Raw genomic sequence first — 25,585 nt, 5'->3', positions numbered from 1 at the left:
GCGCCCGTCCTGACACAGTTCTGTTCAGCGCCTGCCGCCGTGACCTTGTGGGCCACGCCGATGGTGCGCTAGGTGCGCCTATGCGCCGATTGCGGCTGCGAGCTGTTGAGGCGCGTAATTAACCAAGGCAGGGATAATACCGCCAATCGGCGTACCGCCGAGCGTGACGGTTGTCGGCACACCCAAGATCGAAACTGTCGCCGTCACGGGCTGTAGCGGCGCGAGAACCCCATTAAAGGGAAGGTTGAGATCCACCTTCAGTCCGAGTTCATCAACAACATTCAGCGGAATTACCACACGACCGTTGAGAAAGCCGTCCGCGATATTGGCTGGAGCGTCGGCAAGCGCGCCGATCGCCGCGAGCGGGTCTCCAGCCTCTACCGCGTTGAGGAATGCTGTGCTGCTTTCTCCAACCGCGAGCAGCGTGGTCACCGGCGAACCCAGTGCGTTCACGGCGAGCGCCATCGGTAGCCCAAGATTTGCATCCAATTCCACCGGTGGTCCAATATCCAAATTCAGCGCGATGTTCGTATCCGTTGCCGCCACAATCACGTTGGTCAGGTTCTGCGACGCGTCGCCCGGAATACTCAGTATTGGCAGTAAGTCCCCTACCGTGCCGGTCAGCATGATGTTCGACAAATCGCTGGCATCAACACCGGTGATGAAGAGATTCGCGTAGGCCAGTCCAAGTACCTCCGCCGCGGCGGTGAAGTCGCCGGCAGCAATGGCCTCGAAGGCCGTCACGTAGGCCGCCGGTAAGGCAGCCAGCCCCGCCCCAAAGCTCTGCGCCCCGCTGACCAGTGAGGTCTCTATCGTGCTCGCATAGCTCAGCTGGTTGTCGACAAATTGATTCAGAAATGGCAACGGGTCGGCAAGCCAATTGCTTCCGAGGCTTTCCAGGTTGGCGACGGTGTTGGTGAAAAGGTCACCCCACGCACCACCGACGGTGAGCGCGCTGCTAGCAGCCGGCAGAACATTAAGTCCGCCACCGAGTCCAAGGTCACCGAGTAGTGGGTTTTCGCCAAAAGCCAGCGGGTCGCCAAGTAACTGTTGAATGGGTGCATTCACCGCGTTCACGACATCCTGCTGAATGTTAGCTAACTCGCCGCCAACAAACCCGGTCACGCTGTTCGCAAGAAGCGAGCCGACACCACCATCGCCCACCAACGGGAGACCATTGAAAACCAACGATTCACCGAGCAGGGCCTGGACGGGCGCATTCACTGCGTTCACCACATTCTGCTGAATATTGGCCAACTCGCTGCCAACAAACCCAACGACACCAGCGGGCAGACCTTGCCCGATAATCGAACCGAGTCCGTCGAATCCGCCGTTTCCAACTAATGAGATGGCGCCGAGGCTCGCCGACGGTCCCTCCAGAGACATTGCAAGTGGTTGAGGCGCATTGTCCAGCAGGGCCGGGATGATGCCACCGAATGGTAGGTCGCCGAGTGTGATAGTGCTGGTTATGCCAGCGATGGTAACCGTCGCTGTCAAGGGCTCCATCGGCGTGAGGAGCCCGCCGAATGGAACGTTGAGCACCACTGATGTGAAAGGTATGTCCAGCGGAATCGGCAAAGATATCGTTTCTTGGCCAAAGAGGAACCCGTTCACAACGGCGGCAGGGGCATTGACAAGCGCACCAATCGCCGCAATCGGATCGCCGGCCTGCACCGCGTTGACGAATGCCGTGCCACTTTCCCCCGCCGCGACGAGCGTGGTTACCGGCCAACCCAGCGTGTTGAAACTGAGCGTCGTCGGCAACCCGAGGTCGGCGGCAGCAGTCGCCTCTGCGGTCGCCCAGATCGGTGTGCCCGTGATTGCGGCCCCAAGTGACTCCGCGGCGGTGCCGAAGTCGCCGGCAGCAATGGCTTCGAAGGCCGTCACGTACGCCGACGGCAGGGTAGCCAGACCTGCCCCAAAGCTCTGCGCCCCGCTCACCAGGCCGGTTCCAATTGTGTTCGCGTAGCTCAGCTGGGTGCCGGCAAATTGATTCAGGTACGGCAGTTGACCGGCAAGCCAATTGCCGCCAAAGCTCTCCAAGCGGGCGGCGCCTGTCGTGAAAAGTTCACCCCAGCCACCACCGATAGCAACAGGGCCCCCGGCGCCGGCCACCGCCGCACCGCTACCGATCGCAACCGGTACTTGCAGACTGTCCGCAAGGTTGTTCCCGGCCGCGTTAACCGAGGCCGCGACGGCACCAGGACTGGCTGCGCGGCCAAACAACCCGGCCAGGCCACCGGCTGCGGGGGCGGCGGCCACTGGACTCACGCCGGCAGCTCTGCCAGCGCCACCTGCCCCGCCGCTACCTGTAAGACCTGCGGCTGCTCCGTAGCCTCCGGTCTGGCCGATGAGCCCAGCTGCGCCATTTCCGCTATTGCCGATCAGTGGGCGCCCCAGCAACGCCTGGGTGGGCGCGTTCACGGCATTGAGCAGCGTCTGCTCGACGTTGACGGCCTCGGCGCTTGCGTAGGCGCCCACACCGGCATTCAAGGTTTGCACGAACTGGTGATGAAATGCCGATGCCTGTGCGCTCAGGGCTTGATATGTCTGGGCATGGGTTCCGAACAACGCCGCGATGGCCAACGACACCTCATCTGCGGCCGCTGCCGCTACCCCCGTCGTCTGAGCCGCCGCTGCCGCGTTGGCGGCAGTAATCAACGAACCGATACCCTCTAGGTCCCCAGCCGCCGACGCCACAATTTCCGGCGCTACGTTCACAAACGACATTTCCGATCTCCCGTCGGCTCACACAGCGAACAGCTAGTTATCGCGAGGAAATATGAGCGTAACGCCGCGCATAGCAAACATGCGTGGAAATGCGATAACAGGGGCCACGCAACCGAGAAGATTTCGATGCGCCGCCGAAATCAGCGCCGCAAGACGGCGCCGACCTGCTCGGCTGCCCGCTTCACAGCGGCATCGCGAGCCGTGCTGGCATCGTCTTCCGTCAGCGTTCGGTCCGGCGCGCGGAACCGCAACGCGAATGTCAGCGACTTGCATCCATCGCCGATCTGCGGACCGGTGAAGACATCAAACAATTGAAGGTCCTCCAACAATTCCCCGGCCCCCTCGCGAACGGCATCCAATACTTTTTGGGCGGGAACATCCTCGGACACCACAAGACTCACGTCTTGGAACACCGCCGGAAACGGCGACACCCTGGGCGCGGGTAGCGCCGCGCCAGCTGGAATAGCGTCGAGGTTCAGTTCGATCGCGCAGATGCCATCCGGAAGGCCCGACCGCTCGATCACGGCCGGATGCAGCTGTCCGGCGTGACCGACAGATACCTCACCGACGAGTACTTCCGCGCACCGGCCTGGGTGCCACGGCAAGTATTGGGCTGGCCGCAGTATCACCTCAACTCCACTTGCACGCGCTATGGTTCGCACCGCCTCGAACGCATCTGCCGGTTCAACCGACCTGCCGGGGCCCCAGGGGCCGCGCGGTTCGCGCAGCCCGGACAACACCGCACCGATGTGCTGGGGCTGTCTGGGCAACGATGCGTTCAAAATCTCGACCTCGGTGACGGTCGGCCGGCGATCCACCGGGATGAGCTCGACGCGTCGAGTATGTTCAGTGGGCAGAACAACGGGGGCAACCGCGAATAGTGCGACATCGCCCATCCCTCGAGATATATTGCGCCCCAACGCTTCCAACAGGGCCGGTAGCAGCGTAGTGGCGAGCCGTGAACGTTCAGCCTCTAGCGGGTTCAGTACCTCGGTCGTTGTGCGCCGTGGATCGTCGGCCGACAGCCCCCATAGGTCGAACACATCGGCCGACAGAAACGGCGTCGGCAGGATCTCGACGTAGCCAGATTGCGCCAGCGACTTGCCAATCGCACGTCTGCGCTGCTGTGTACTGGTCAGCCCTCGGCCCGCCGGCGCGGCCGGCAACACCGATCCGATGGCCTCCAGCCCCTCCAGGCGCAGCACTTCCTCGACGAGGTCGGCGGGCTGCACTAGATCGGGTCGCCAACTCGGCGGGGTCACAGTCAAGATGTCATCGGTGCCATCGACCTCGGCGCCAATTTGGGTCAACCGCCGGGCGGTCGTGCCCGGCGGGTAGTCCACCCCGGCCACGCGGTCAGGCAAGTGGGCCGCGATCTTCAGCGGCGGCGGCGACCAGCCATCACGCAGGGGATCACCGCGCCAGTCTGTCAACGTAGGCGCGACCGTCCCGCCAGCAATGTCAGCAAGTAACGCGGCACACCGGTCCAACGCAGCCACTGATATGGCAGGGTCTACAGCCCGCTCATAACGGCGAGCCGCCTCACTGGGCAGATGCAGCCGCCGCTGGGTTCGCGATATGGCCGCCGGGTTCCACACCGCAGCCTCCAACAACACATCGGTGGAGTCGCCACGCACCTCGGTGCTTGCTGCGCCCATCACACCGCCGATCGCCGCCGTTGCGACGTCGTCGACAATAAGGACGTCAGCCGGGTTAAGCCGGCGCTCGACATCGTCGAGGGTGACTACAGTCTCGCCAGGCGTGGCGAACCGGACATCGAAGCCCCCGGTGATCCGATTGCTGTCGTGCGCGTGCATCGGATGCCCTAGTTCCAGCATCACATAATTGGTGGCGTCTACCGCCGGAGACATCGCCCGGATCCCGCACAGGAGCAGCCGGCGCTGCAGCCACCATGGCGATACCGCGGTTGGATCGATACCGGTGATCGGGCGCAGCGCGAACCGACGAACCCCCGTTTCAGGCTGTACTGTCAGCGGCCACGCCGGTCCGTCTGCAGGCAGGGCCGGCACGACGCTGCGGCCGGCTGGGTCGACGAAGTCCAGGTCGTATGCGCAGGCGATCTCGCGGGCCAGCCCGCGAACCGACATGCAGTAGCCACGGTCAGGGGTGATAGCCAGGTGGAATACCACGTCGTTCAGTCCGAGCACGCTATTGCCGTCGGCTCCGGGCTCTGCGGTTCCTGGCGGCAGCACCAGGATCCCAGAATGATCCGCGCCCAAACCGAGTTCGGCTGCCGAACAGATCATTCCGTTCGACGTGCGGCCGTATGTCTTGCGAGCCGCGATCGCAAAGCCGCCAGGCAGGGTCACGCCTGGCAGTGCCACGACGACCAGATCGCCAACCGCAAAATTAGTTGCGCCACACACTATTTCGCACTGATGACTGTTGCCCAGGTCTACCAGGCAAGCCCGAATGGGCTTCTTGAAGCCAGTCAGCTCCTCGATGTCGGCAATCCGCCCCACCGTCAGCGGACCGGTAACCGGGCCAACCGGAACCGCCTCTTCAACCTCGTGGCCTATACGCACGAACGCCTGCTCGAGCTCACCTGGCTGCGCAGCCCAGTCCGGCGCACCTGCTGAAACGACGTCCCGCAGCCAGCTATAGGGAACACGCATCAGGACCACACTCCGAACGGCAACGAAAACCGGATGTCGCCCTCGACCATGTCGCGCATGTCGGGAATACCGTTGCGGAACTGCAGGGTGCGTTCCAGCCCCATCCCGAACGCGAATCCGCTGTATTCTTCGGCATCAATACCTGCTGCTCGCAATACGTTTGGATGGACCATGCCGCAGCCACCCCATTCCACCCAGTTCGCGCCACCCTTCTTGCTGGCGAACCACACGTCGACTTCGGCAGACGGTTCGGTAAACGGAAAGAAATGCGGCCGCATTCGGGTACGAGCCAAAGGCCCGAACTCAGCACGCGCGAAAGCGTCCAGCGTTCCCCGCAGGTGGGCCATAGTCAGTCCCCGGTCCACCGCCAAGCCCTCCACTTGATGGAAGACTGGGGTGTGGGTCGCGTCGAGTTCGTCAGTACGGAAAGTACGGCCTATCGAGACGACATACACAGGCAATTCTCGCTTTAGCAGGGCGCGTACCTGCACCGGTGAAGTGTGAGTACGCAGCAGCAGGCGGGAATCCTCCGGCGCAATGTAGAACGTATCTTGTTCGCTGCGCGCGGGATGGTCGGGCGGGAAGTTCAAAGCATCGAAGTTAAACTGCTCGGTCTCGACCTCAGGCCCCTCGGCAAGTTCCCATCCCATCGCAACAAACGTGTCGGCGATGTGTTCGGCCAGGATCGTGATCGGGTGCCTCGCGCCGATCGGCTGTCGCGTCGACGGCAATGTGACGTCGATCCGTTCAGCGACCAACACGGCCTCGTCCCGCTCCGCTCGCAACGTCGTCAAGCGCTCGTCATAGCTGCGCTGAGCGTCTCCGCGAGCGATGTTCACACGCCTACCAGCGTCCGCACGGTCGTCGTTGGGCAACCTCCCCAGGGCTCGACGCGCTAAGGCCAGCGGCGACCGATCACCGAGGTGCTCGGTCTTGACTCGCACCAGTGCGTCCAGATTTTCTGCGTCGGCGATGGCCTGCTGGGCCGCACTGACCGCCTTGGCCAATACATCCGGTGACAACATCGACTCGACGGGTTGATCACCCACGCGGCGACACTCTCCTTGCTGATGCGGCTGGTCGGACTGCCCGCATCGTCGATGAGCCGGTAATGCACGGCACGGGCGTGGCGCAAGTGCCGATCATAGGTGAAACGCTCAGACGCGTAGCACCGACCAAGCGGCAGTCAGCGCGGGCGCACCCCGCAAAAGGGTTCGGCGGGCTAACCGATGAACCACCAGAGCGCCCAGCATGCCAAAAACGATCCCGCTCGCCGACGTCCAGACGCTCGGAGCCAGGACCGCGAAACCAAACCCTGACGACACCACGAGCAACATGTAACGAATCGGATTCCAGCGGACCGAACTGCTGAATCGCATAGTCACGAGCATGCCTAGCAAGAGCGATATGACGTAGCCGACAGCACTAATATCACCGCCCGTAACCGCAGTTGCGAGCCCCGCCGACACCCACCAACCAGCCCAAGCCGGCCGCCAGCGCCGCGAAATTGCCGCGGTAAGCGCACCGAGGACGGCCAGCGCACCGTAGCTCAGCCCCAGGTCGCTGGCGTGGGTAACGAACATTGGCGACCAATCACGCCCGACCGCTGCGGCAAGACCCGCCGCCACCAGCAGCATCGACCCCACATGACCGACGGCAAAAACAACCGTAAGCCGGAGACTGCGAAAGTGCAGTTCCGCTAGGGCTAGCAGACACGCTAAGCACGGCAACCAGATAAATGGCGAACCTTCGCCGATAAGGAAAGCACTGTGCCACAGGTCCCCCAGGTACTCACCCGGGAAGCTATACAAGTCTGTGCCCGGGTCCCGGCTCAGGTGCTGTTGAACCTCGGGGCCAAGCAACAGGAACAACGCACTGGCAGAGCTAAGCGCCGCCAGGTAGCCCATCGTCACCCGGACACGACCAAACCGGGACAAGACGCCGAAAATCATCGCGTTCTAATCTTCATCAAGACTTGTCGGGTTTGGATTGCCGGTAGCTGACAGACCTCTGTCAGCTTTGAGGCGATAAATCATCAAATCCGGCGGAATCCCGGTGACTTTTCCCGAAAATAGGGGTTTACGTGCACGCCTGGCGACAACGCCCAATTCGTCCAACTCGCTCTGTGGGATCAACTGCAAACTGGGGCTCGATATCATAACCCCGCCCCTGGTCGCGCGCTCCATCACACGAGCGGCAATGTTGACGTCCACACCGAGCCAGTCGGCAGCTAGGCGCTGCGGCCGACCGGTATGGATGCCGACCCGCATTCGCGGTGTATAGCCTTCCACCTCAACCAATTTCACAGCCTCCTGGGCGGCTAGGGCGGCCCGCACCGCGACGGCCGGATCTCGGAATACCGCCATGAGCCCGTCGCCCATTCGCTTGACGATATGTCCGCCGGCGTCCAGTAGGGGCGACTCGACGGCCCGAGCCACCTGGCGCAACAGCGTCAGGGCTGCGTCATCGCCAGCCTTCAGCGACCAGGCAGAAAAGCCCACCAAGTCAGTGAACACCAGCGTCACTTCTGAATGCGCCGGCCGCCGGGAAACAGCCTCGGTCAGGGCCTGCCACACCTGTAATACACCCAGACTTACCTCGCGCGACGCCGCGTCGCGATCCCCCAGCACCCGATCAGCGGCCCGCGCCGCGGCACGCGGACCACCTTCGCCCGCCGTAGACAGGGGGTCACCGAACTCTGGATCGCCGGGCAAGAACCGCCGCGCCCGGCGGATGAACGAGACCAGACCTGGACTGCGGTTGGTCTCGCGCAGCCACTGGGTCGCAGAACCCGGAGAACGTCGCCGCGGAAGCTCCCCTGCCACCACTGCAGCCGCCTCTTCGGACAGGCCGGAATCCGCATCCCCAGGGCCGACCTCCACCTCGCAAGAGTAGGCGGTTTGGCCTAAGCCAGGCAACGACAACTGCGTTGTGTCTGTCACAGCGCGCATCAAACGTACTGGTCACAGGAGTACAGGCGATCAAGTGGAGACTTGATAACACCTTCGGCTGCCATCTCCTCAAATCGTGGACAATGAACGTTGTCAACGGTTATCGTGAGCCCACATTTCGCGCACGGAGGCCGTGATGACTGTCACATCGACGACATCAGATGACCCGCTTGGGCCCGATTCGCTGACCTGGAGATACTTCGGCGACCTACGCACCGCGATGATGGGCGTGTGGATCGGTGCAATCCAGAACATGTACCCCGAATTGGGCGCTGGGGTCGAGGAGCATTCGATCCTGCTGCGCGAACCGTTGCAGCGTGTAGCCCGCTCGGTGTACCCGATTATGGGTGTCGTTTACGACGGTGAGCGAGCGGCGCAGACCGGCCGGCAGGTCAAGGGCTATCACCGCACGATCAAGGGAGTCGACAGCGCTGGACGTCGATACCATGCGCTGAATCCAGAAACGTTCTACTGGGCCCACGCGACCTTTTTCATGCTGGTCATCAACGTAGCCGAGTATTTTTGTGGGGGCTTGACCGAGGCAGAGAAGCACCAGCTCTTCGACGAGCACGTGCGGTGGTACCGGATGTACGGGATGAGCATGCGGCCCGTACCCGATTCGTGGGAGGACTTTCAGGCGTACTGGGCCCGAGTCTGCCGAGACGAACTCGAGATCAATCAGGCCACGCTTGACATCTTCCACATGCGTATTCCCAAGCCGAGGTTCGTTCTCATGCCCACCTCCGTCTGGGACCAGTTGTTTAGACCGTTGGTAGCCGGTCAACGCTGGATCGCGGCCGGGCTGTTCGATCCAGCCATCCGGGAGAAAGCGCATATGCACTGGACACCGGGCGATGAGGTGTTGTTGCGCGTATTCGGCAAAATCGTCGAACTCGCGTTCTTGGCAGTACCCGACGAAATCCGCCTGCACCCGCGGGCACTAGCCGCCTATCGCCGCGCCGAGGGACGAACGCGGCACGACGCGCCCCTGGTCGAAGCACCCGAGTTTATGGCACCACCTCGGGATCGACACGGGCTGCCGATGCACTATTTTCCGAGCGGCTCACCATCGTCACGCCGCTCCGCTTTTGACCCAGCGCGGGCCATAATGGAACGCGCAGGTTCGCTCGTGCACACCACGCTCTCGCTGGCCGGCCTGCGACCGCAACGGGTCCGCCGTCGCGTCGCGTAGTGTCGGCCAGGATCTAGCCGCCTTGTTTGGTGAGGCAACCCAACGCCCGCGCGCTTTGATACAGACAGATCGCGGCAGCGGCGGCAACGTTCAGACTCTCCGCCCCACCAGCCATCGGGATGCGCACCCGGTAGTCTGACGCATCCAATACTTCGGCTGGCAGACCGTGTGATTCGGGGCCGAACAGCCAAGCAGTGGACTTACGGAGCAGCTGGTCGTCCGCGCTCAGCGGCGTTTCACCGTCCACTGCGGTAGCTAGCACCTGCAGCCCGGCGCCGTGCAGGGCGGTGATGGTGGTGTGCGTCTCGGGCGCAACGACGATCGGGATCGAAAAGAAACTGCCGGCCGAGGCACGCAAACATTTGCCGTTGTACGGGTCGACGCTGTGCCCGGCCAGAATCACAGCTGCAGCGCCCATGGCGTCCGCGATGCGAATGATCGTGCCCGCATTACCCGGTTCACTAATCGCCACAGCCACGACGATCAGCTCAGGTGAGTCAGTCAGCACATCCTTGAGCCGGGTCGCCGGCATATCGCAGACGGCGACCAACCCAACTGGAGTAACTGTGTCAGACAGAGCTTTGGCGGCGCGCTCCGTCACCAGATGAATCAGCCCATGTTGGGCTGCAGCCAAAGAAGTCAGCAAGGGCTCATGCCGTGTCCGTGCGAGTTCGGTAACAAATATGTCGCGAACCAGACCACGCGCCGACGCAGCCTCGACCAGATTGGCTCCTTCGGCGAGAAATTGTCGAGCACGACGCCGCCCCACCTGGCGTTTTAGCTTTACCGCCGCAACGACCTGGGCCGAGCGTTCGGTGAGGACGTAACCCTGTCGGCCGGAGCCCGAACTAGCCGCGATAACCCGGCTCCTCCCCGGTCAGTACTGTCGCTGCGGGCTAGGCCGCCTCGCCGGACGGCGCGTTCACGTCGTGTGGGAGGGCAGCCCGAGCTACGTCGACAAGTGCGGTGAACGCCGCCGGATCCGCGATCGCAATATCGGCGAGGTTCTTGCGGTCGACTTCGACGCCGGCGGCCTTCAAGCCCTGGATTAGCCGGTTATAGGTAAGGTCGTTGGCGCGCGCAGCCGCATTGATCCGAGAGATCCACAACTTGCGGAACTCTCCCTTACGCGCCCGACGGTCGCGGTAAGCATATGTCAATGAGTGAAGTTGTTGTTCTTTGGCTTTACGGTAGAGCCGGGATCGCTGGCCGCGATAACCTTTTGAAGCCTTCAGGACGGTGCGTCGCTTCTTGTGGGCGTTGACTGCCCGCTTTACGCGTGCCATGGATGTTCCTATTCTCGTTCGGACGTCGGTGGTCTGGTGCCGGCGACGGCTTGTGTTGGCGCGGGTCGTTCAGCCGTTTAACAGCGAGTTGATCCGCTTCGTATCGTTGGCTGATACCGCCGTGCGGCCGTCCAGCCGCCGCGTACGGCGCGACGACTTGTGTTCGAGCAGATGTCGCCGGTTGGCTTTCTGGCGGACAATCTTCCCGGTGCCAGTACGCCGGAATCGCTTCGATGCCCCACTGTGGGGCTTGGCCTTGGGCATGTTTCCTCTATTTCTCGGGTTCTGCTGTTGTCGCAGTCGGGTCTGACGGTCAGGATTTGGTGTCGCTGGCGGGATGGCGATGGGGCACCGACCCGGCTTCGGGTTCATCCTGATGCCGCGCCCTGGCGCGAGTCTTCGCCCCACGGTGCGGAGCCAGTACCATCGTCATGTTGCGCCCGTCCTGCTTTGCGGACGTTTCAACGAATCCGTAATCGGCCACATCGGCGCCCAGCCGCTGCAGCAATCGATAGCCCAGCTCGGGCCGCGACTGCTCGCGCCCGCGGAACATGATAGTGACCTTGACCTTCGACCCCGCCTCTAGGAAGCGTACGACGTGACCTTTCTTGGTCTCGTAGTCATGATCGTCGATCTTTGGCCGCAGCTTTTGTTCTTTGACCACGGTCTGTTGCTGGTTCTTGCGGGATTCGCGCGCCTTTTGCGCCGTCTCGTATTTGTACTTGCCGTAGTCCATGATCTTGCAGACCGGCGGTCTGGCGTTTGGGGCAACTTCGACAAGGTCGAGATCGGCGTCCGCGGCGACGCGTAGTGCGTCTTCGATACGCACGATGCCTACCTGCTCCCCCCCCGGACCGATCAATCGGACCTCAGGTACGCGGATACGCTCATTGACGCGGGTCTCAGTGCTGATGGGGCCTCCCTCGTTGGCAAGTTTCCAGTCGCGACCGGTGCGACGACGCCGCGGGAATCAGGAGCGGGAACACCAAACCACCAACAAAAAGCCCTGCCTAAGCAGGGCCCAATGCCGACCGACCGCGGCTCAAAACTCTCTCAAGCCGCCTGCGCGAAGCGCAGAACAGGCACGTCACGATGCCTGTGACCGGACCGCGCAGCCGTGAAATCTCGTAGCTGGCGGTGGGAGTTGGACTCCACTTGCTGTCCCTGGCCTTCGCCGGGATGGTCGCGGGAGTCAGTCTAACAGCCATGACCCGCCAACTCAGCAACGAGCCGCTAGCACGGGGGCCCTGCGAACACCAGCGTGGCGACACGGAGTCGCCGCTTCGCCAAGATTTTCCCAGTATTAACGAATATCCTCGCGCTCTGTGACGCTCACAAGGATCCAGACCAGCTCGCAAGGCAGGCTGAACTCCCGCTATCACTGGGTGCCCGCGGCCGCCGGATGGATCGTCGGAGTCATCGCTACCCTGTCGCTGTTGGCAAGCGTGTCTCCCCTGATCCGGTGGGTTATCAAAGTTCCACGGGAGTTCATCAACGCGTACTTGTTCAATTTCCCAGACACCAGCGTCGCCTGGTCTTTCGTGCTGGCATTGCTGGCAGCCGCACTAACCGCGCGCAAGCGCATCGCCTGGTTGCTGCTGCTCGGCAACATGGTCCTTTCCGCCGTCGTCAATGCCGTCGATATCGCCACAGGCGGCAACACGGCGGCGCAGACCCTCGGCGAAAACCTCGGGTTCGCCGTGCATGTCGTTGCGACTGTCCTTCTCCTGCTTAGCTATCGGGAGTTCTGGGCCAAGGTCCGCAAAGCCGCGCTGTTCAAAGCCACCACGGTGCTGGTCGTCGGCTGGGCGATCGGAATCCTCGCGTCCTGGGCGCTAGTCCAACTGTTCCCCGGCTCGCTAGCGCGCCAACACCGGTTGTTGTACGTGGTAAACCGGGTCGTTGGATTCGCCCTCGCCGACCCTCATCTGTTCGCTGGCAGACCACACGTCTTCGTCAACTCCATCCTCGGCCTGTTGGGCGCTTTCGCATTGATCGCGGCCGCCATCGTTCTTTTCCAATCTCAACGAGCCGACAACGCACTGACCGGAGAGGACGAGTCGGCTATCCGCGGGTTGCTCGAGTTGTACGGAAAGAACGACTCACTTGGCTACTTTGCCACCCGCCGCGACAAATCGGTGATCTTCGCACCCAGCGGGCGCGCTGCCATCACCTACCGTGTTGAAGTCGGTGTGTGTCTGGCCAGCGGCGACCCAGTCGGAGATTCCAGAGCCTGGCCGCAGGCCGTGCACGCCTGGCTGAATTTGTGCCAGGCCTTCGGGTGGGCGCCGGGCGTCATGGGCGCCAGCTCCCAGGGCGCCAAGGCATATCGCGAAGCGGGCCTTAACGCTCTGGTGCTCGGCGATGAGGCCATCCTGCGGACCTCCGATTTCACGCTGTCCGGTCCGGAGATGCGTGGAGTGCGCCAGGCGGTGACCCGAGCCCGCAGAGCTGGGCTCACAGTGCGTATCCGGCGGCACCGCGACCTCTCGGCCGACGACATGGCACAGACCATTGCGCGCACAGATGCCTGGCGCGACACCGAATCCGAACGCGGCTTCTCGATGGCATTGGGCCGACTCGGCGACGCCGCTGACTCCGATTGTCTGCTGGTAGAAGCTGTTGACCCAGACAACCACGTGGTGGCCCTGCTGTCGCTGGTGCCGTGGGGAGCTACCGGCGTCTCGCTGGATGTGATGCGCCGTTCGCCGCAATCACCCAACGGCACCATCGAATTGATGGTCAGCGAACTGGCCCTGCACGGTCAGGGCCTTGGTATCAGTCGTATCTCGTTGAACTTCGCGATGTTTCGATCCGCCTTCGAGCAGGGCGCCCAGCTCGGCGCCGGTCCAGTTGCACGTTTGTGGCGCGGCCTGCTGCTGTTTTTCTCACGGTGGTGGCAACTCGAAACGCTCTACCGCTCAAACATGAAGTACCAACCCGAATGGGTGCCCCGGTACGCGTGCTATGAGGACGCACGATTAATACCCCGGGTTGGCGTTGCCTCGGTGATCGCCGAAGGTTTTCTTGTACTGCCATTCAGCCAGCCCAAGGAAGAACACACCGGCCATCGGTCCGCGGTGCCGCCTACTTTGGTAGCCACCGGCCTGCTGCATGCTGACGGCTCGGCGCCAGACGTCAGCAGGCTGAGAGAAGAAAGCCTGGTCGACCCCGACGAGATCCGGCCCCACTTGCCCGAGCAGGTACGGGTTCGCCTGGCCAAGCTAAAGAAGCTGCGCAAGAGCGGCGTCGACGCCTATCCAGTGGGCCAGTCGCCCAGCCACACCGTTGCTGCCGCCCTAGCATCCGAGAACCGCGATGCGTCACCCATTTCGGTGTCTGGACGCATATTGCGAGTACGAAATTTCGGTGGCGTGTTATTCGCCCAGCTGCGTGACTGGTCCGGCGAGATCCAGGTGCTGCTGGATAATTCGCGCCTGACGCAGGGCCGCGCCGCGGACTTCAACGCGGCAATCGATCTCGGTGATCTAGTGGAAACCACCGGGCACATGGGTTTGAGCAACACCGGAACCCGATCGTTGATCGTCAGCACGTGGCGGTTGATCGGTAAGTGCCTGCGGCCGCTGCCCAACAAGTGGACCGGGTTGACAGATCCTGAAGCCCGAGTCCGGACACGCTATGTCGACCTCGCGATCAACACCAATTCTCGTCAGCTGATCGCCGCCCGCAGCGACGTCTTGCGCGCGTTACGGGAAACGCTCTTCGCGAAGGGATTCGTCGAGGTCGAGACTCCGATCCTGCAGCAGGTGCACGGCGGCGCCACCGCGCGGCCGTTCGTCACCCACATCAACACCTATTCGATGGACCTGTTCTTACGAATCGCCCCTGAGCTCTACCTGAAGCGATTGTGCGTCGGCGGGGTAGAACGGGTTTTTGAACTCGGCCGCGCCTTCCGCAACGAGGGTGTCGACTTCAGCCACAATCCGGAGTTCACCCTATTGGAGGCATATCAGGCGCACGCCGACTACATGGTGTGGATAGACGGCTGCCGCGAGCTGATCCAGAACGCCGCCCGTGCTGCACATGGCACGCTGACAGCGATGCGCCCCGGCAAAGGAGACCACCTTGAGCCGGTGGATATCTCCGGAGTATGGCCGGTCAAAACGGTGCACGACGCCGTCTCCGAGGCCCTTGGCGAGCACGTGCACGCCGACACCGACGTGGCTACCCTGCGCAAGCTCTCCGACGCCGCTCACATCCCCTATCGGGCGAATTGGGATGCTGGCGCCATGGTTCTGGAGCTCTACGAGCACCTGGTGGAGGGCCGCACCGAGCAGCCCACGTTCTACATCGATTTCCCGACGTCGGTGTCGCCGCTGACCCGACCGCATCGCCGCACGAGCGGACTGGCCGAACGTTGGGACCTGGTGGCGTGGGGAGTCGAACTGGGCACCGCCTACAGCGAACTCACCGACCCGGTGGAACAGCGGCGCCGCCTGCTCGAGCAGTCGCTACTGGCGGCCGGCGGAGATCCCGAGGCTATGCAGCTCGATGAGGACTTCCTACAGGCGATGGAATACGCCATGCCGCCCACCGGTGGCCTTGGCATGGGCGTCGATCGGGTAGTCATGCTGATCACCGGCCGAAGCATCCGCGAGACTCTGCCCTTTCCGCTGGCCAAGCCGCATTAGTCGGAAGGCGCACGCCACCGACTAGGCAGCCGGCGGCAGACTTGAGCAGTCGGTCATCGACCCGGGTGCGCCGTAAGGAGCCCACCCGACCGCACCAACACAGCACTGCCGGACACAGCAGCGAGACCCGACTCGCCGTTGTGGGCTTTCTCAGAGAAGCCAGATCTTAAGTCACGGGGTATTGGGCGGCTACTTGTTGGTCGAGGGCGGCCATATCGTGGTTGACCGCACCGAGGTCACGCAGTGTCGCTTTGACGGCCACGACCAGGCGCCGGTTGACCCTCTCGATCATCAATAGCTTGGCCTGGGTCGCGTCTGCGGCCTGCCCTGCCCCGGCGTCTTGGAGCCGCAACCGCGCCTGGCGAGCGGCATCCAGATTGGCCTGAGCCCGAGCAGCGACCTGCTGCATCTCACGCACCCCAGCATCAATAGCGCCATGGTCATAAACCAGACGCCCCTCATCAGCGTCGACCCCGCCGATCGGCGGTGGCGGCGGGACAGCGAAATGCCCACCCAGGAGCCGATAGGCATGCTCACGACGCAGCTCCTCATCTCGCCCCAGCCGTGCCTGACGCCCAACAGACCACAAATCATGGGCATGCGTGGTGGCCTCACCGGCCATCCCACCCAACCGGGGCGGCTGATCACTATCCAGCTGCAGCGCTTGATCACCACCCAACCGCTGAGCCCGCTTACGAAAATGCTGGGCGTCTCGCCGATGATCCTCCGGCGACTGCTCCCGCAACTCCCGCGCACGCTGCCCAGCCACCCGAGCCCTCTCCTCAGCATTCTGCCTTTGCTGCTGGTAGAACTCCCCGTCCTCCTTGGCGGACTGCGCTTCGGCCTGGGCTTCCCGCGCTTCGTCCTGCGCCTGTTGAACCTGTTGCTGGGCCTCTTGAACTTGCTGCTCGTAGAACTCCTTGTCCGCTAAAGCCTTTTGCGCTTCCGCGCCGGCAGATACCCGCGCTCGCTGCTCGGCCTCCTGCGATTTTTGCTGGTAGAAGTCCGCCGCTTCTTGGGCCTCCCGTGCGTTCTCCTCGGCCACCCGGACGGTCTGCTCGGCGTCCCGCAGGTCGGCTTCGGAGTCCTCCGCGTTCTGCAGCGCCTCTTGTGCTTCGTCTTGGGCCTGCTGGGCTTGCTGTTCGGCCTCCTGGGCGTGCTGCTGCCAGTTTTCGTGCAGGTCTGCTAGCGCGCCGGCCTGCTGGGCTTGTCGTTGGTAGTCGAGGGCTTGGTCACCAACAATCCGAGCGCGCCGGTCAACATCAGCACTTTCTTGTGCAAACTGACCAGCGCGTTGAGCATGCACACCCGCGTGCTCGTCAAAACCGGCACGATACTGCCCAACCAGATCATCAGCAGCAGACAGATCATCCAGACGCACCGGAGCAGGAAACACCGGCATGTCCGGATCCGGCGGCGGCGGGACATGACGCGGCAAATCCCCACCAAACGCCTCATCAGCCACTGGCCCGTGCCGAGGCACTCCGCGAGGATCTCCGTTAGGTAGCGTCATAATCGACTCCCCCACTGTGCTGTAGGCCCAGTGGGTAGCTGCCAATACCCAGGCAAGTTATCCCAGGAATTCACGGTCGCCGGAGCGTTCAAGCATCGGGTTTGTCGGTGTCGGCGTCCCGCATGCAAGCTGGTGTGGTCATTATCGGGAGCGTTCACCTCGCGCCTTTCAGGTCGAACTCACAGCAATCATCAGAGCTACTCGGGTTGATCCGGAGATGACGTTCATCCGGCAACAGCGCCGTCGAACTAGAGGCAAACTAGCCGTAATGTGCGCGGTAACCCTAGGCCAATATGCGTAAATAATTGACATATTTCACGGCTGTTGCCGCGCTACGCGGTTTCCCTGGACGTGCTTACCCGCGGATTGGTGCGGTGTTACCGGAAAACACGCAGTATTGGAAAGGACAAGACGCCGACCAGCAAGCCGCTTGGCATAATCTTTTCCAGCGCGCGATTTACGTCGACTTACTAGCTAAGCCGACGCGCAGCGATAGTGCGACGGCCTATGCACACTCCGGCCGGGCACGAGCGACATCTCAATACCACCCAAGCCTGGTATTTGTGTTGCGGTAACAGTGTGCTCAAGCACTGACTTTTCGTCGGCCGCTGGACCGCCGCGTCGCGCCGCTCCTTGTATTACTGCTATCGAAAACTTCGGCAAGAAACTTCCCGGTGTAGCTCTCGGGAACAATGGCGACGTCCTCCGGAGCACCTTCTGCAACAACCGTTCCGCCGCCGGAGCCACCCTCCGGGCCCATGTCGATAATCCAGTCGGACGTCTTGATCACATCCAGGTTGTGTTCAATAACGACCACCGTATTGCCTTTGTCGACAAGGCCGCCGATGACGTTAAGCAGCTTTCTGATGTCGTCGAAATGCAAACCAGTAGTCGGTTCGTCGAGGACGTAGATGGTGCGCCCGGTCGAGCGCTTCTGCAACTCCGCGGCTAGCTTGACCCGCTGCGCCTCACCACCGGACAGCGTCGGCGCGGGCTGGCCGAGCCGAACGTAGCCGAGCCCGACATCGACCAAGGTGCGCAGGTAGCGGTGGATGCCGGTAATCGGCTCGAAGAACTCCGCGGCGTCTTCGATCGACAGATCCAGCACCTCTGCGATGGTTTTGCCTTTGTAGTGCACCTCGAGGGTTTCTCTGTTGTAGCGCGCGCCTTGGCACACTTCACACGGCACATACACATCAGGCAAGAAATTCATCTCGATCTTGATGGTTCCGTCGCCCGTGCACGCCTCGCAACGACCACCCTTGACGTTGAACGAAAAACGGCCCGGTTGATAACCACGGACCTTTGCCTCGGTGGTAGCAGCGAACAAGCTGCGGATCTTGTCGAAGACCCCGGTGTAGGTGGCCGGGTTGGATCGCGGGGTTCGGCCGATCGGCGACTGGTCCACCCGCACCAGCTTGTCCAGGTGATCGAGCCCGGTAACCCGAGTGTGTCGTCCTGGCACCTGGCGGGCGCCGTTGAGCCTGTTGGCCAGCACCGCAGCCAGGATGTCGTTGACCAGCGTCGACTTGCCGGAGCCGGACACACCTGTGACCGAGGTCAGCAGACCGAGCGGAAAAGACACGTCGATACCGCGCAGATTGTGCTCGCGCGCTCCGATGACAGTAAGTTGACGCCCTCGATCGATGGGGCGCCGCATCGTAGGAATTTCGATCCGCTGTCTGTTCGAGAGGTAGGCGCCGGTGACCGACTTCTTGTTACGCACCAGCTCGTTGTACGGACCGCTGTGCACGATGCGGCCACCGTGTTCGCCAGCCCCAGGGCCGATGTCGACCACCCAGTCCGCATGGGCGATGGTGTCCTCATCGTGCTCGACAACAATCAAAGTATTTCCCAAATCCCTGAGGTGGGTGAGGGTTTCGATAAGGCGACGGTTATCACGCTGATGCAGTCCGATGGAGGGTTCGTCGAGTACGTAAAGCACACCTACCAGTCCGGCGCCGATCTGGGTAGCCAACCGGATACGTTGCGCCTCGCCGCCCGACAAGGTAGCCGCCGCGCGGGAAAGGGACAGGTACTCCAGCCCGACATCGAGCAGAAAACCAAGCCGGGATTGTATTTCCTTGAGTACCTGCCCAGCGATCGCTTGTTCGCGTGCACCTAGAGTCAGCGCGTTGAGAAACGCAGCGCATTCCGCGATTGACAATTCGCAAACTTCGGCGATGGATTTCGAGCCCTGCTCCCCTGCTGCCAGCATCACCGCCAGAATCTCGGGCTTAAGCCGGGTGCCCTCACACACTGGGCACGGCACGTCGCGCATGAAGCCCTCGTAGCGTTCCTTCATCTGCTCCGACTCAGTCTGGGCCATCCTGCGTTGCAGAAACGCAAGCACACCCTCAAAATCGGCGTAGTACGACCGGGTCCGTCCGTAGCGATTGCGGTACCGCACGTGCACTTGCTCGTCGGCGCCCTCAAGAATCGCCTTGCGCGCCTTGGCCGGCAGCTTCCGCCATGGTGTGTTGACGTCGAAACCCAACGCGTCACCAAGCCCTGCCATCATCCGGGTGAAGTACTCGGCGCTGTGCCCAGTCGACCATGGCGCCACCGCGCCATCAGCCAGCGTGCGATCCGGGTCAGGCACCACCAGGTCGGGATCCACCTCCTTGCGGATTCCCAGGCCGGCGCATTCGGGGCATGCACCGTAGGGCGAGTTGAACGAGAAAGACCGCGGCTCCAGATCGTCCACTGCTAAGGCGTGCCCGTTGGGACACGCCAGCTTCTCGGAGAACCGCTGCTCACTGGAATGGCCCTGCTGGTCGTGCCCTTTTTCGTCGGGAAACTCCAGCACCACAATACCGTCAGCCAGATTCAGAGCGGTTTCGACCGAATCAGTGAGACGTTGTTTGGCTGTGGCCTTCACGGTGAGACGGTCAACAACTACTTCGATGTCATGCTTTTCTTGCTTTTTCAACTTCGGAGGATCTGTCAGCGAATGCACTACCGAGTCCACTCGCACTCGGCTATAACCCTGCGCGTTAAGCTTTTCGAACAGGTCAGCAAACTCGCCCTTACGCGTCCGTACCACTGGGGCGAGCACCAGGAACCGGGTGCCCTCCGGCATCGCCAGCACTTGATCCACAATCTGCTGCGGCGTCTGGCGTGCAATTCGCTCACCACAGATCGGGCAATGCGGCGTACCAGCGCGTGCGTAAAGTAGCCGCAGGTAGTCGTACACCTCGGTGATAGTGCCAACCGTCGAGCGTGGGTTGCGGTTGGTCGACTTCTGGTCGATAGATACCGCAGGCGATAGCCCCTCGATGAAGTCGACGTCCGGTTTGTCCATCTGACCGAGGAATTGGCGAGCGTACGCCGACAGCGATTCGACATAACGCCGCTGCCCCTCGGCGAAGATGGTGTCGAAGGCCAGCGAAGACTTGCCCGATCCGGAGAGCCCGGTGAAGACGATCAGCGCGTCCCGTGGCAGGTCGAGATCGACACTGCGCAAGTTGTGCTCACGTGCACCCTTGATGATCAGGCGGTCAGCCAACGCTGCCCCTCCCCAAAATTTCGGTGACTCCTATGACAGACAAGTCATCGCACAGACTGTATTCCATGCTATGCGCCCATACCGACAAGCATTCTCTGCCAGGATCTTCCCAGAAGTTACAGACTGGCTTGCACGCTGGATCCATCTGGCATCCGACAGGGACCCGCGCCGGTGCGGGCTAGTTGTATCCGGCGGCGTTCTGTTGTTCTAGACCGGCCATTTCGTGGTGGGCCACGCCCAGTTCGCGCAAGGCGTCTCTAACGGCTTCGATGATTCGTTGGTTGATACGTTCTAGCTGCAAAAGCCTGCTCTCGGATACCTCTGCCGAGGCCCCGGACGCCCCATCGGTCAGCTGCAATCCGGCATGGCGAAGGGCGTTCAGGTTAGCTTGCACATGTTGAGCGACTTCCTGCAGCTCACGTATCGCGGCGTCGGCGACGATTCCCCCACCTGGCGCCAGCCAAACACCAGGCGTTCGCCGGGTACCCCCACAGAGACTCCAGCTGACCGCAAGTCTTCACGGGCCTCAATCATTGCTCCGTCGCCGACCAGTAACGTGGCCGCTATGACTGCTCCGAACGCGCCCAGCGACGACTACACCGGACACGTCGAACCGGGAACCGTGGCTCGCCGCGTCCTGCCCGGAGCCACGATCCTGAAGGCGTCAGTAGGCCCGATGGACAACAACGCCTATCTGGTGACATGTTCAGCGACCGGAGAAACACTGCTGATCGACGCCGCCAACGACGCTGAGATCCTTATCGAACTGGTCCGGCGCTACGCGCCCACGTTGTCGCTGATTGTTACCAGCCATCAGCACCCCGACCATTGGCAGGCACTGGAAGCCGTCGTTGCGGCCACCGGGGCGCCCACCGCCGCGCACGAGATCGACGCCAAGCCATTGCCAGTCAAACCCGATCGCTTGCTGGCCAACGGTGACACCGTTCAAATCGGCGACCTGACATTCGACGTTATCCACCTGCGCGGGCACACCCCCGGCTCAATCGCGCTGGCACTCGGCGGACCGGCGGGACGCCCCGACGCCGGAGGGATCACGCATTTGTTCACCGGCGACTGTCTGTTTCCGGGAGGGGTCGGCAAGACATGGCAACCTGGCGACTTCCGTCAGCTGCTCGACGACGTGACCACGCGGGTGTTCGACGTGTACCCAGACTCCACGGTCATCTACCCCGGCCACGGAGACGACACAGACCTTGGTACTGAGCGCCCTAACCTCCGTGAATGGCGTGACCGCGGCTGGTAGACCCACGCCTGGCTGGCGGCCGGGCTCAGAGCGGTCAGCTCGTGGTGTGCACGATCAGTACATCGACCTTGGCCCGACGCGAAACGTTGGCCGGCACCGATCCCAGTAGGCGGCCCGCGATTGTGCTCAGGCCGACGTTGCCGACAACCAACAGATCGGCGTTTTCCTGCTCAGCGAGCTGCACAAGCGCATCCACTGGCGCACCTTCAATGGGGCGTTCTTCAACATCTTTGGCGCCAGCGATATGCGCGCGCTCTCTGGCATCATGCAGGATGTCGTAGATCGGCCCAGTGCCCGACACTTTGTAGCTTTCGTTCTTCAGTGCATCGACGGCCCGTGAGTCGTCCTGCTGGGGTAGATAAGCCGACGCAACTATCAACTTCGCGTCCGAGCCGGCGATACGAGCCGCCCGATCCACTGCGCGCATCGACGAATCCGAGCCGTCGGTCCCTACTACCACGGTCCGATAGGCGCTCATTTACCCTCCAAGTGTTGGTTGCTACGCCAACCCAAGACAGTATCGGGTTGCGGTATACAAATGGGCCAGATTAACCACACAGCATCGACGTGGCGCAGACTGCATTTGCCTCGCGTCGGCGAGCTCACCGACGATATCGCCGACGACAGCTCCGTCAAACACCTAAATTTTACAGAGAATGCCTTGTTGCACAAAGCCTTCCGGCTGCAGTAGACGGGGCGCCAGCGGCCTAGGCTGACGCCTCGGAGGCGGCTACCAGCCCGAATACAGGCACGTTGGTGAGAAGCTTCATCGAAGGGATCCTACAGTGACAGACATCATGTCGGTGTCGATCCTTGAGCAGCACGCTGGGGCGGATCAACAGGCCGTCGCAGACGGGCCTGCACGCCCGCGCGTCCGCGGCCGGTTGTTCGACCCGCTGGCAATCGCCGCACTTGCCATCGCGATTAGTGGCGCCTGGGCCAGCAGACCATCGCTGTGGTTCGACGAGGGTGCGACGATCTCAGCGTCGGCAAGCCGGACATTGCCAGAGCTGTGGCGGCTGCTCGGACATATCGACGCGGTGCACGGCCTTTACTACCTAGTGATGCATGGCTGGTTCGCCGTCTTCCCACCGACGGAATTCTGGTCGCGGGTTCCCAGCTGTCTGGCTGTCGGGGCGGCAGCCGCCGGCGTCGTCGTTTTCACCAGGCAGTTGGCCCCGTCACCGGAGGGGCGCACCACGACGCTGTGTGCGGGTGTCGTCTTCGCCATGCTGCCGCGAGTGACATGGGCTGGGATCGAAGCACGCTCCTCTGCCCTGGCGGTGGCGGCTGCTGTATGGCTGACTGTTTTGCTCGTCGCCGCGGTGCGGCGCCATCGACCAGGCTTGTGGCTGCTGTATGCGCTGATGTTGATGCTGTCGATACTGGCCAACATCAATTTGGCGCTGATGGTTCTGGTCCACGCAGCGATGCTGCCGCTGCTGGCACCCGCGAAATCCAGAAAGTCCCCGGTGCTTTGGTGGTCAATGAGTTCGGTGATTGCGCTCGCGGCCATGACGCCATTCATCATCTTCGCGCACAGCCAGGTTTGGCAGGTCAAGTGGATCGCCGGGCTCAGCCGCAACATCGTGCTCGATGTGGTGCATCGACAGTACTTCGACCACAGCGTTGCGTTCGCGATTCTGGCTGGCGTCGTCGTTGCGGCCGCGATCTTCGTTCGGCTAGCCCGAGCCCACGTGACCGTTGCCGATGACCGCCGGCTGTTACTAGCCGGCGCTGTGTGGATCGTCATTCCGAACGCTGTGGTTCTGATCTACTCAGCGGTCATCGAACCGATCTACTACCCGCGCTACTTGATCTTCACCGCTCCCGCCGCCGCTGTGGTCCTCGCGGTCTGCATTGTCACCATCACCCGCAAGCCATGGCCGCGAGCCGGTGCGGCCGTGCTCGTAGCGCTCTTTGCTATCGCCGCGTTTCCGAATTATCTCTTTACCCAACGCGGGCCCTACGCAAAAGAGGGTTGGGACTACAGCCAGGTCGCCGACCTCATCAGCGTCCACGCCAACTCCGGAGACTGTCTGCTGGTGGACAACACCGTGCGCTGGAGGCCCGGGCCGATCCGTGCCCTGTTGGCCACCCGGCCGGGAGCCTTTCGCACGATGATCGACGTCGAACGTGGCTCCTACGGACCCTCGGTCGGCGCTCTGTGGGATGGCCACGTGGCTGTGTGGCTCGCGACCGCCAAGATCAACAAATGTCCTGCATTGTGGACCATCTCTAGCCGAGACGCTTCGTTGCCCGACCATCAGGTCGGACAAACGTTGCCGCCGGGATCCGCTTTCGGGCGGACTCCGGTATATCACTTCCCGCAGTACCTCGGCTTCCGCATCGTAGAGCGGTGGCAATTCCACTATTCACAGGTCGTCAAGTCGACGCGGTGAGTTATGGCTTGCGATGTGTTGCCCGTTGACTGCTCCCCCGCATAAATGCGGGGGATTCCGCAGCTCGGGTTGCCTAGCGCAGCTACGCCGCGTCGGGTCTTACACCGTCTACGCCGCCGGGGTTCAGCCCTGCCCGGTTTAAAACCACCTGCGCCGCGTTTCGATCCCTGTCCGCGACTGTGCCGCACGTGGCACAGGTGTAGATGCGTTGCGACAGCGGCAGGCGGTGCGTGGCTCTTGCCCCGCACTGTCCGCAGTCGGTGCTGGTGTACTTCGGGTCCACCATCACAACACAACGGCCATGCTTGCCCGCCATGTTCACAAGTTCTGTTTTCGCGATACGGATACCCGCATCGGCGGCCTTACGCGCCATCGTCGACTTCGCCAAAAACTTTGGCTTGAAGTCCTCGACTGCTACCGCATCGAAATCATTGACCAGGTTTTTCGCCCACATTCGTGCGTCCTGCTGGCGTTGACGCGCAACCTTCTTGTGCGCCTTGGCCGCCAACCTTTTAGCCGCCCGGTAGCGCCGACTACCTGGCTTCCCTTTTCCGGGGCGCCGTCGCGCCATGGCCCGCTGATAGCGGGCCAGCTTGTCGGATCCGGTTTTACCGTGCTGCGGGTGCGCCAAATCATGCTCAGCGCTGGTGGTGGTAGCTATAGCCTTCACACCCCAGTCGATACCAACTACCCGGCCCGTGACTGGTAGCGGCTCGGCTTGGGCTTTCACCACAAACGAGGCATACCAGTGCCCCAGACTGTCGCGGTAGACGCGCACACTCGACGGCGCAGTAGGCAGCTCCCGCGACCACACCGGCCGCACCACAACACCTTTCGCCAAAAACAGCACCCGGTCTACGAGCCGGAAGGCGTTGCGGTTGTAGTTGAGGGTGGGCGCGGCGAGTTGCTTCTTCTTGAATGTGGGGAATCCAGCACGGGCTCGCATCGGCAGCCGGTTCCGGATGTCCTTGAGCGCTTTTGCCCGCGATTTCGCGAAGTCACGCACGGTTTGTTGATGCGGTACCGCCGATCCAGCGGCCAGCCAATCCTGCTGTTGGCGCCAGCCAGTTAGTTGCTTGTCGAGTTCCGCGTATCCGCAGGTCTGGCCTGCCTGATGCGCTTTTTTCGATTCTGCGACACACTGGTTCCACACCCAGCGGCAGCGATCCCACTCGACCAGGAGAGCCTTTTCGGCGACGCCCGACATGCGCAGCCGGTAGGTGTAGCGGGCTTTGCCGCTACCCGCATCCTCACCAGCCCCGGCACTCATACCAGTCACGATAGTGCCGGGCACCGACATTTAGGGTTTGTGTGTGCTCGTGGGCGGCCGAGGCCACCGACTGGAACGCCCTCGGGTGATTTCTGAGTGTTGAGTGGTCGTCTGCGGGCACGGTCTTAAGACCGGCTGGTGTCTCTGTTCGGGAACTTGAAGCCGCTCGATAGCGGACTTC

General features: G+C 62.4%; 18 protein-coding genes and 1 pseudogene. 5 read left to right on the top strand and 14 right to left on the bottom strand.

The genetic code is table 11. The annotated features are described in order from the left end of the window. Positions 1-78 precede the first annotated feature (78 nt). From ACO07W_RS19665 to ACO07W_RS19640, 6 genes and pseudogenes are all read right to left on the bottom strand, one after another. Positions 79-2,043, bottom strand: a complete 1,965-nt coding sequence (locus tag ACO07W_RS19665; RefSeq protein WP_421846187.1) for a hypothetical protein — start codon at positions 2,041-2,043, stop codon at positions 79-81. 417 nt (positions 2,044-2,460) lie between these two features. Next, positions 2,461-2,730, bottom strand: a pseudogene (locus ACO07W_RS19660) (PE family protein); the annotation flags it as partial. 140 nt (positions 2,731-2,870) lie between these two features. Continuing rightward, positions 2,871-5,366: a phenylalanine--tRNA ligase subunit beta gene (gene pheT / locus ACO07W_RS19655; protein WP_421845319.1), complete on the bottom strand. Its 2,496-nt coding sequence runs from the start codon at positions 5,364-5,366 to the stop codon at positions 2,871-2,873. Continuing rightward, complete coding sequence (gene pheS / locus ACO07W_RS19650) at positions 5,366-6,415, bottom strand: phenylalanine--tRNA ligase subunit alpha (protein ID WP_421845318.1); 1,050 nt, start codon at positions 6,413-6,415, stop codon at positions 5,366-5,368. The genes pheT and pheS overlap by 1 nt, the downstream gene beginning before the upstream one ends. A gap of 108 nt (positions 6,416-6,523) precedes the next feature. Next, on the bottom strand, positions 6,524-7,318 hold the full coding sequence (locus tag ACO07W_RS19645) for a rhomboid-like protein (protein WP_421845317.1): 795 nt from the start codon (positions 7,316-7,318) through the stop codon (positions 6,524-6,526). Between the two features lie 6 nt (positions 7,319-7,324). Further along, complete coding sequence (locus tag ACO07W_RS19640) at positions 7,325-8,248, bottom strand: adenylate/guanylate cyclase domain-containing protein (protein ID WP_421846124.1); 924 nt, start codon at positions 8,246-8,248, stop codon at positions 7,325-7,327. 205 nt (positions 8,249-8,453) lie between these two features. Between ACO07W_RS19640 and ACO07W_RS19635 the strand changes: the two genes are divergently transcribed. Beyond that, positions 8,454-9,509 carry an oxygenase MpaB family protein gene (locus tag ACO07W_RS19635; protein WP_421845316.1) on the top strand — a complete coding sequence of 352 codons (1,056 nt, stop codon included), beginning with the start codon at positions 8,454-8,456 and terminating at the stop codon, positions 9,507-9,509. A 13-nt stretch (positions 9,510-9,522) separates the two neighbouring features. Here ACO07W_RS19635 and ACO07W_RS19630 read toward each other — a convergent pair whose 3' ends face one another. From ACO07W_RS19630 to infC, 4 genes are all read right to left on the bottom strand, one after another. Next, positions 9,523-10,368, bottom strand: coding sequence for a TrmH family RNA methyltransferase (locus ACO07W_RS19630; RefSeq protein WP_421846123.1), 846 nt, complete (start codon positions 10,366-10,368; stop codon positions 9,523-9,525). Positions 10,369-10,405: 37 nt separating this feature from the next. Further along, positions 10,406-10,795: a 50S ribosomal protein L20 gene (rplT, locus tag ACO07W_RS19625; protein ID WP_421845315.1), complete on the bottom strand. Its 390-nt coding sequence runs from the start codon at positions 10,793-10,795 to the stop codon at positions 10,406-10,408. Positions 10,796-10,864: 69 nt separating this feature from the next. Further along, positions 10,865-11,059, bottom strand: coding sequence for a 50S ribosomal protein L35 (rpmI, locus tag ACO07W_RS19620; RefSeq protein WP_421845314.1), 195 nt, complete (start codon positions 11,057-11,059; stop codon positions 10,865-10,867). A gap of 49 nt (positions 11,060-11,108) precedes the next feature. Next, a complete protein-coding gene (gene infC, locus ACO07W_RS19615; protein ID WP_421846122.1) occupies positions 11,109-11,708 on the bottom strand; it encodes a translation initiation factor IF-3 in 600 nt (199 codons plus the stop codon). Positions 11,709-12,180: 472 nt separating this feature from the next. Here infC and lysX point away from each other — a divergent pair, with 472 nt between their 5' ends. Next, positions 12,181-15,447, top strand: a complete 3,267-nt coding sequence (lysX, locus tag ACO07W_RS19610; protein ID WP_421846121.1) for a bifunctional lysylphosphatidylglycerol synthetase/lysine--tRNA ligase LysX — start codon at positions 12,181-12,183, stop codon at positions 15,445-15,447. Positions 15,448-15,613: 166 nt separating this feature from the next. Here the strand turns inward: lysX and ACO07W_RS19605 are convergent, their stop codons facing one another. Further along, a complete protein-coding gene (locus ACO07W_RS19605) occupies positions 15,614-16,960 on the bottom strand; it encodes a hypothetical protein (RefSeq protein ID WP_421845313.1) in 1,347 nt (448 codons plus the stop codon). Positions 16,961-17,543: 583 nt separating this feature from the next. Next, positions 17,544-20,468, bottom strand: coding sequence for an excinuclease ABC subunit UvrA (uvrA, locus tag ACO07W_RS19600; RefSeq protein WP_421845312.1), 2,925 nt, complete (start codon positions 20,466-20,468; stop codon positions 17,544-17,546). 565 nt (positions 20,469-21,033) lie between these two features. On the opposite strand from uvrA, the gene ACO07W_RS19595 reads away from it, so the two are divergent. Next, positions 21,034-21,732: an MBL fold metallo-hydrolase gene (locus ACO07W_RS19595; protein ID WP_421845311.1), complete on the top strand. Its 699-nt coding sequence runs from the start codon at positions 21,034-21,036 to the stop codon at positions 21,730-21,732. Between the two features lie 34 nt (positions 21,733-21,766). Here the strand turns inward: ACO07W_RS19595 and ACO07W_RS19590 are convergent, their stop codons facing one another. Continuing rightward, positions 21,767-22,210, bottom strand: coding sequence for a universal stress protein (locus tag ACO07W_RS19590; RefSeq protein ID WP_421845310.1), 444 nt, complete (start codon positions 22,208-22,210; stop codon positions 21,767-21,769). 60 nt (positions 22,211-22,270) lie between these two features. Here ACO07W_RS19590 and ACO07W_RS19585 point away from each other — a divergent pair, with 60 nt between their 5' ends. Together ACO07W_RS19585 and ACO07W_RS19580 are read left to right on the top strand one after the other, a co-directional pair. Then, entirely contained in the window at positions 22,271-22,423 is a 153-nt protein-coding gene (locus tag ACO07W_RS19585) for a hypothetical protein (RefSeq protein ID WP_421845309.1), read from the top strand. A gap of 106 nt (positions 22,424-22,529) precedes the next feature. Next, on the top strand, positions 22,530-24,134 hold the full coding sequence (locus ACO07W_RS19580) for a glycosyltransferase family 39 protein (RefSeq protein ID WP_421846120.1): 1,605 nt from the start codon (positions 22,530-22,532) through the stop codon (positions 24,132-24,134). 82 nt (positions 24,135-24,216) lie between these two features. Here the strand turns inward: ACO07W_RS19580 and ACO07W_RS19575 are convergent, their stop codons facing one another. After that, a complete protein-coding gene (locus ACO07W_RS19575) occupies positions 24,217-25,404 on the bottom strand; it encodes an RNA-guided endonuclease InsQ/TnpB family protein (protein WP_421841682.1) in 1,188 nt (395 codons plus the stop codon). Positions 25,405-25,585: the final 181 nt, after the last annotated feature.

This window comes from Mycobacterium sp., assembly GCF_965230835.1.
Lineage (GTDB): Bacteria > Actinomycetota > Actinomycetes > Mycobacteriales > Mycobacteriaceae > Mycobacterium.
This window is presented reverse-complemented; position numbering and strand designations above follow the sequence as displayed.

Coding starts and splice junctions, on each gene's coding strand:
- ACO07W_RS19595 (WP_421845311.1), top strand. CDS start 21,034: ATGACTGCTCCGAACGCGCCCAGCGACGACTACACCGGACACGTCGAA.
- ACO07W_RS19585 (WP_421845309.1), top strand. CDS start 22,271: ATGGGCCAGATTAACCACACAGCATCGACGTGGCGCAGACTGCATTTG.
- ACO07W_RS19575 (WP_421841682.1), bottom strand. CDS start 25,404: ATGAGTGCCGGGGCTGGTGAGGATGCGGGTAGCGGCAAAGCCCGCTAC.
- rpmI (WP_421845314.1), bottom strand. CDS start 11,059: ATGCCCAAGGCCAAGCCCCACAGTGGGGCATCGAAGCGATTCCGGCGT.
- ACO07W_RS19580 (WP_421846120.1), top strand. CDS start 22,530: ATGTCGGTGTCGATCCTTGAGCAGCACGCTGGGGCGGATCAACAGGCC.
- ACO07W_RS19605 (WP_421845313.1), bottom strand. CDS start 16,960: ATGACGCTACCTAACGGAGATCCTCGCGGAGTGCCTCGGCACGGGCCA.
- pheT (WP_421845319.1), bottom strand. CDS start 5,366: ATGCGTGTTCCCTATAGCTGGCTGCGGGACGTCGTTTCAGCAGGTGCG.
- rplT (WP_421845315.1), bottom strand. CDS start 10,795: ATGGCACGCGTAAAGCGGGCAGTCAACGCCCACAAGAAGCGACGCACC.
- ACO07W_RS19645 (WP_421845317.1), bottom strand. CDS start 7,318: ATGATTTTCGGCGTCTTGTCCCGGTTTGGTCGTGTCCGGGTGACGATG.
- ACO07W_RS19590 (WP_421845310.1), bottom strand. CDS start 22,210: ATGAGCGCCTATCGGACCGTGGTAGTAGGGACCGACGGCTCGGATTCG.
- ACO07W_RS19635 (WP_421845316.1), top strand. CDS start 8,454: ATGACTGTCACATCGACGACATCAGATGACCCGCTTGGGCCCGATTCG.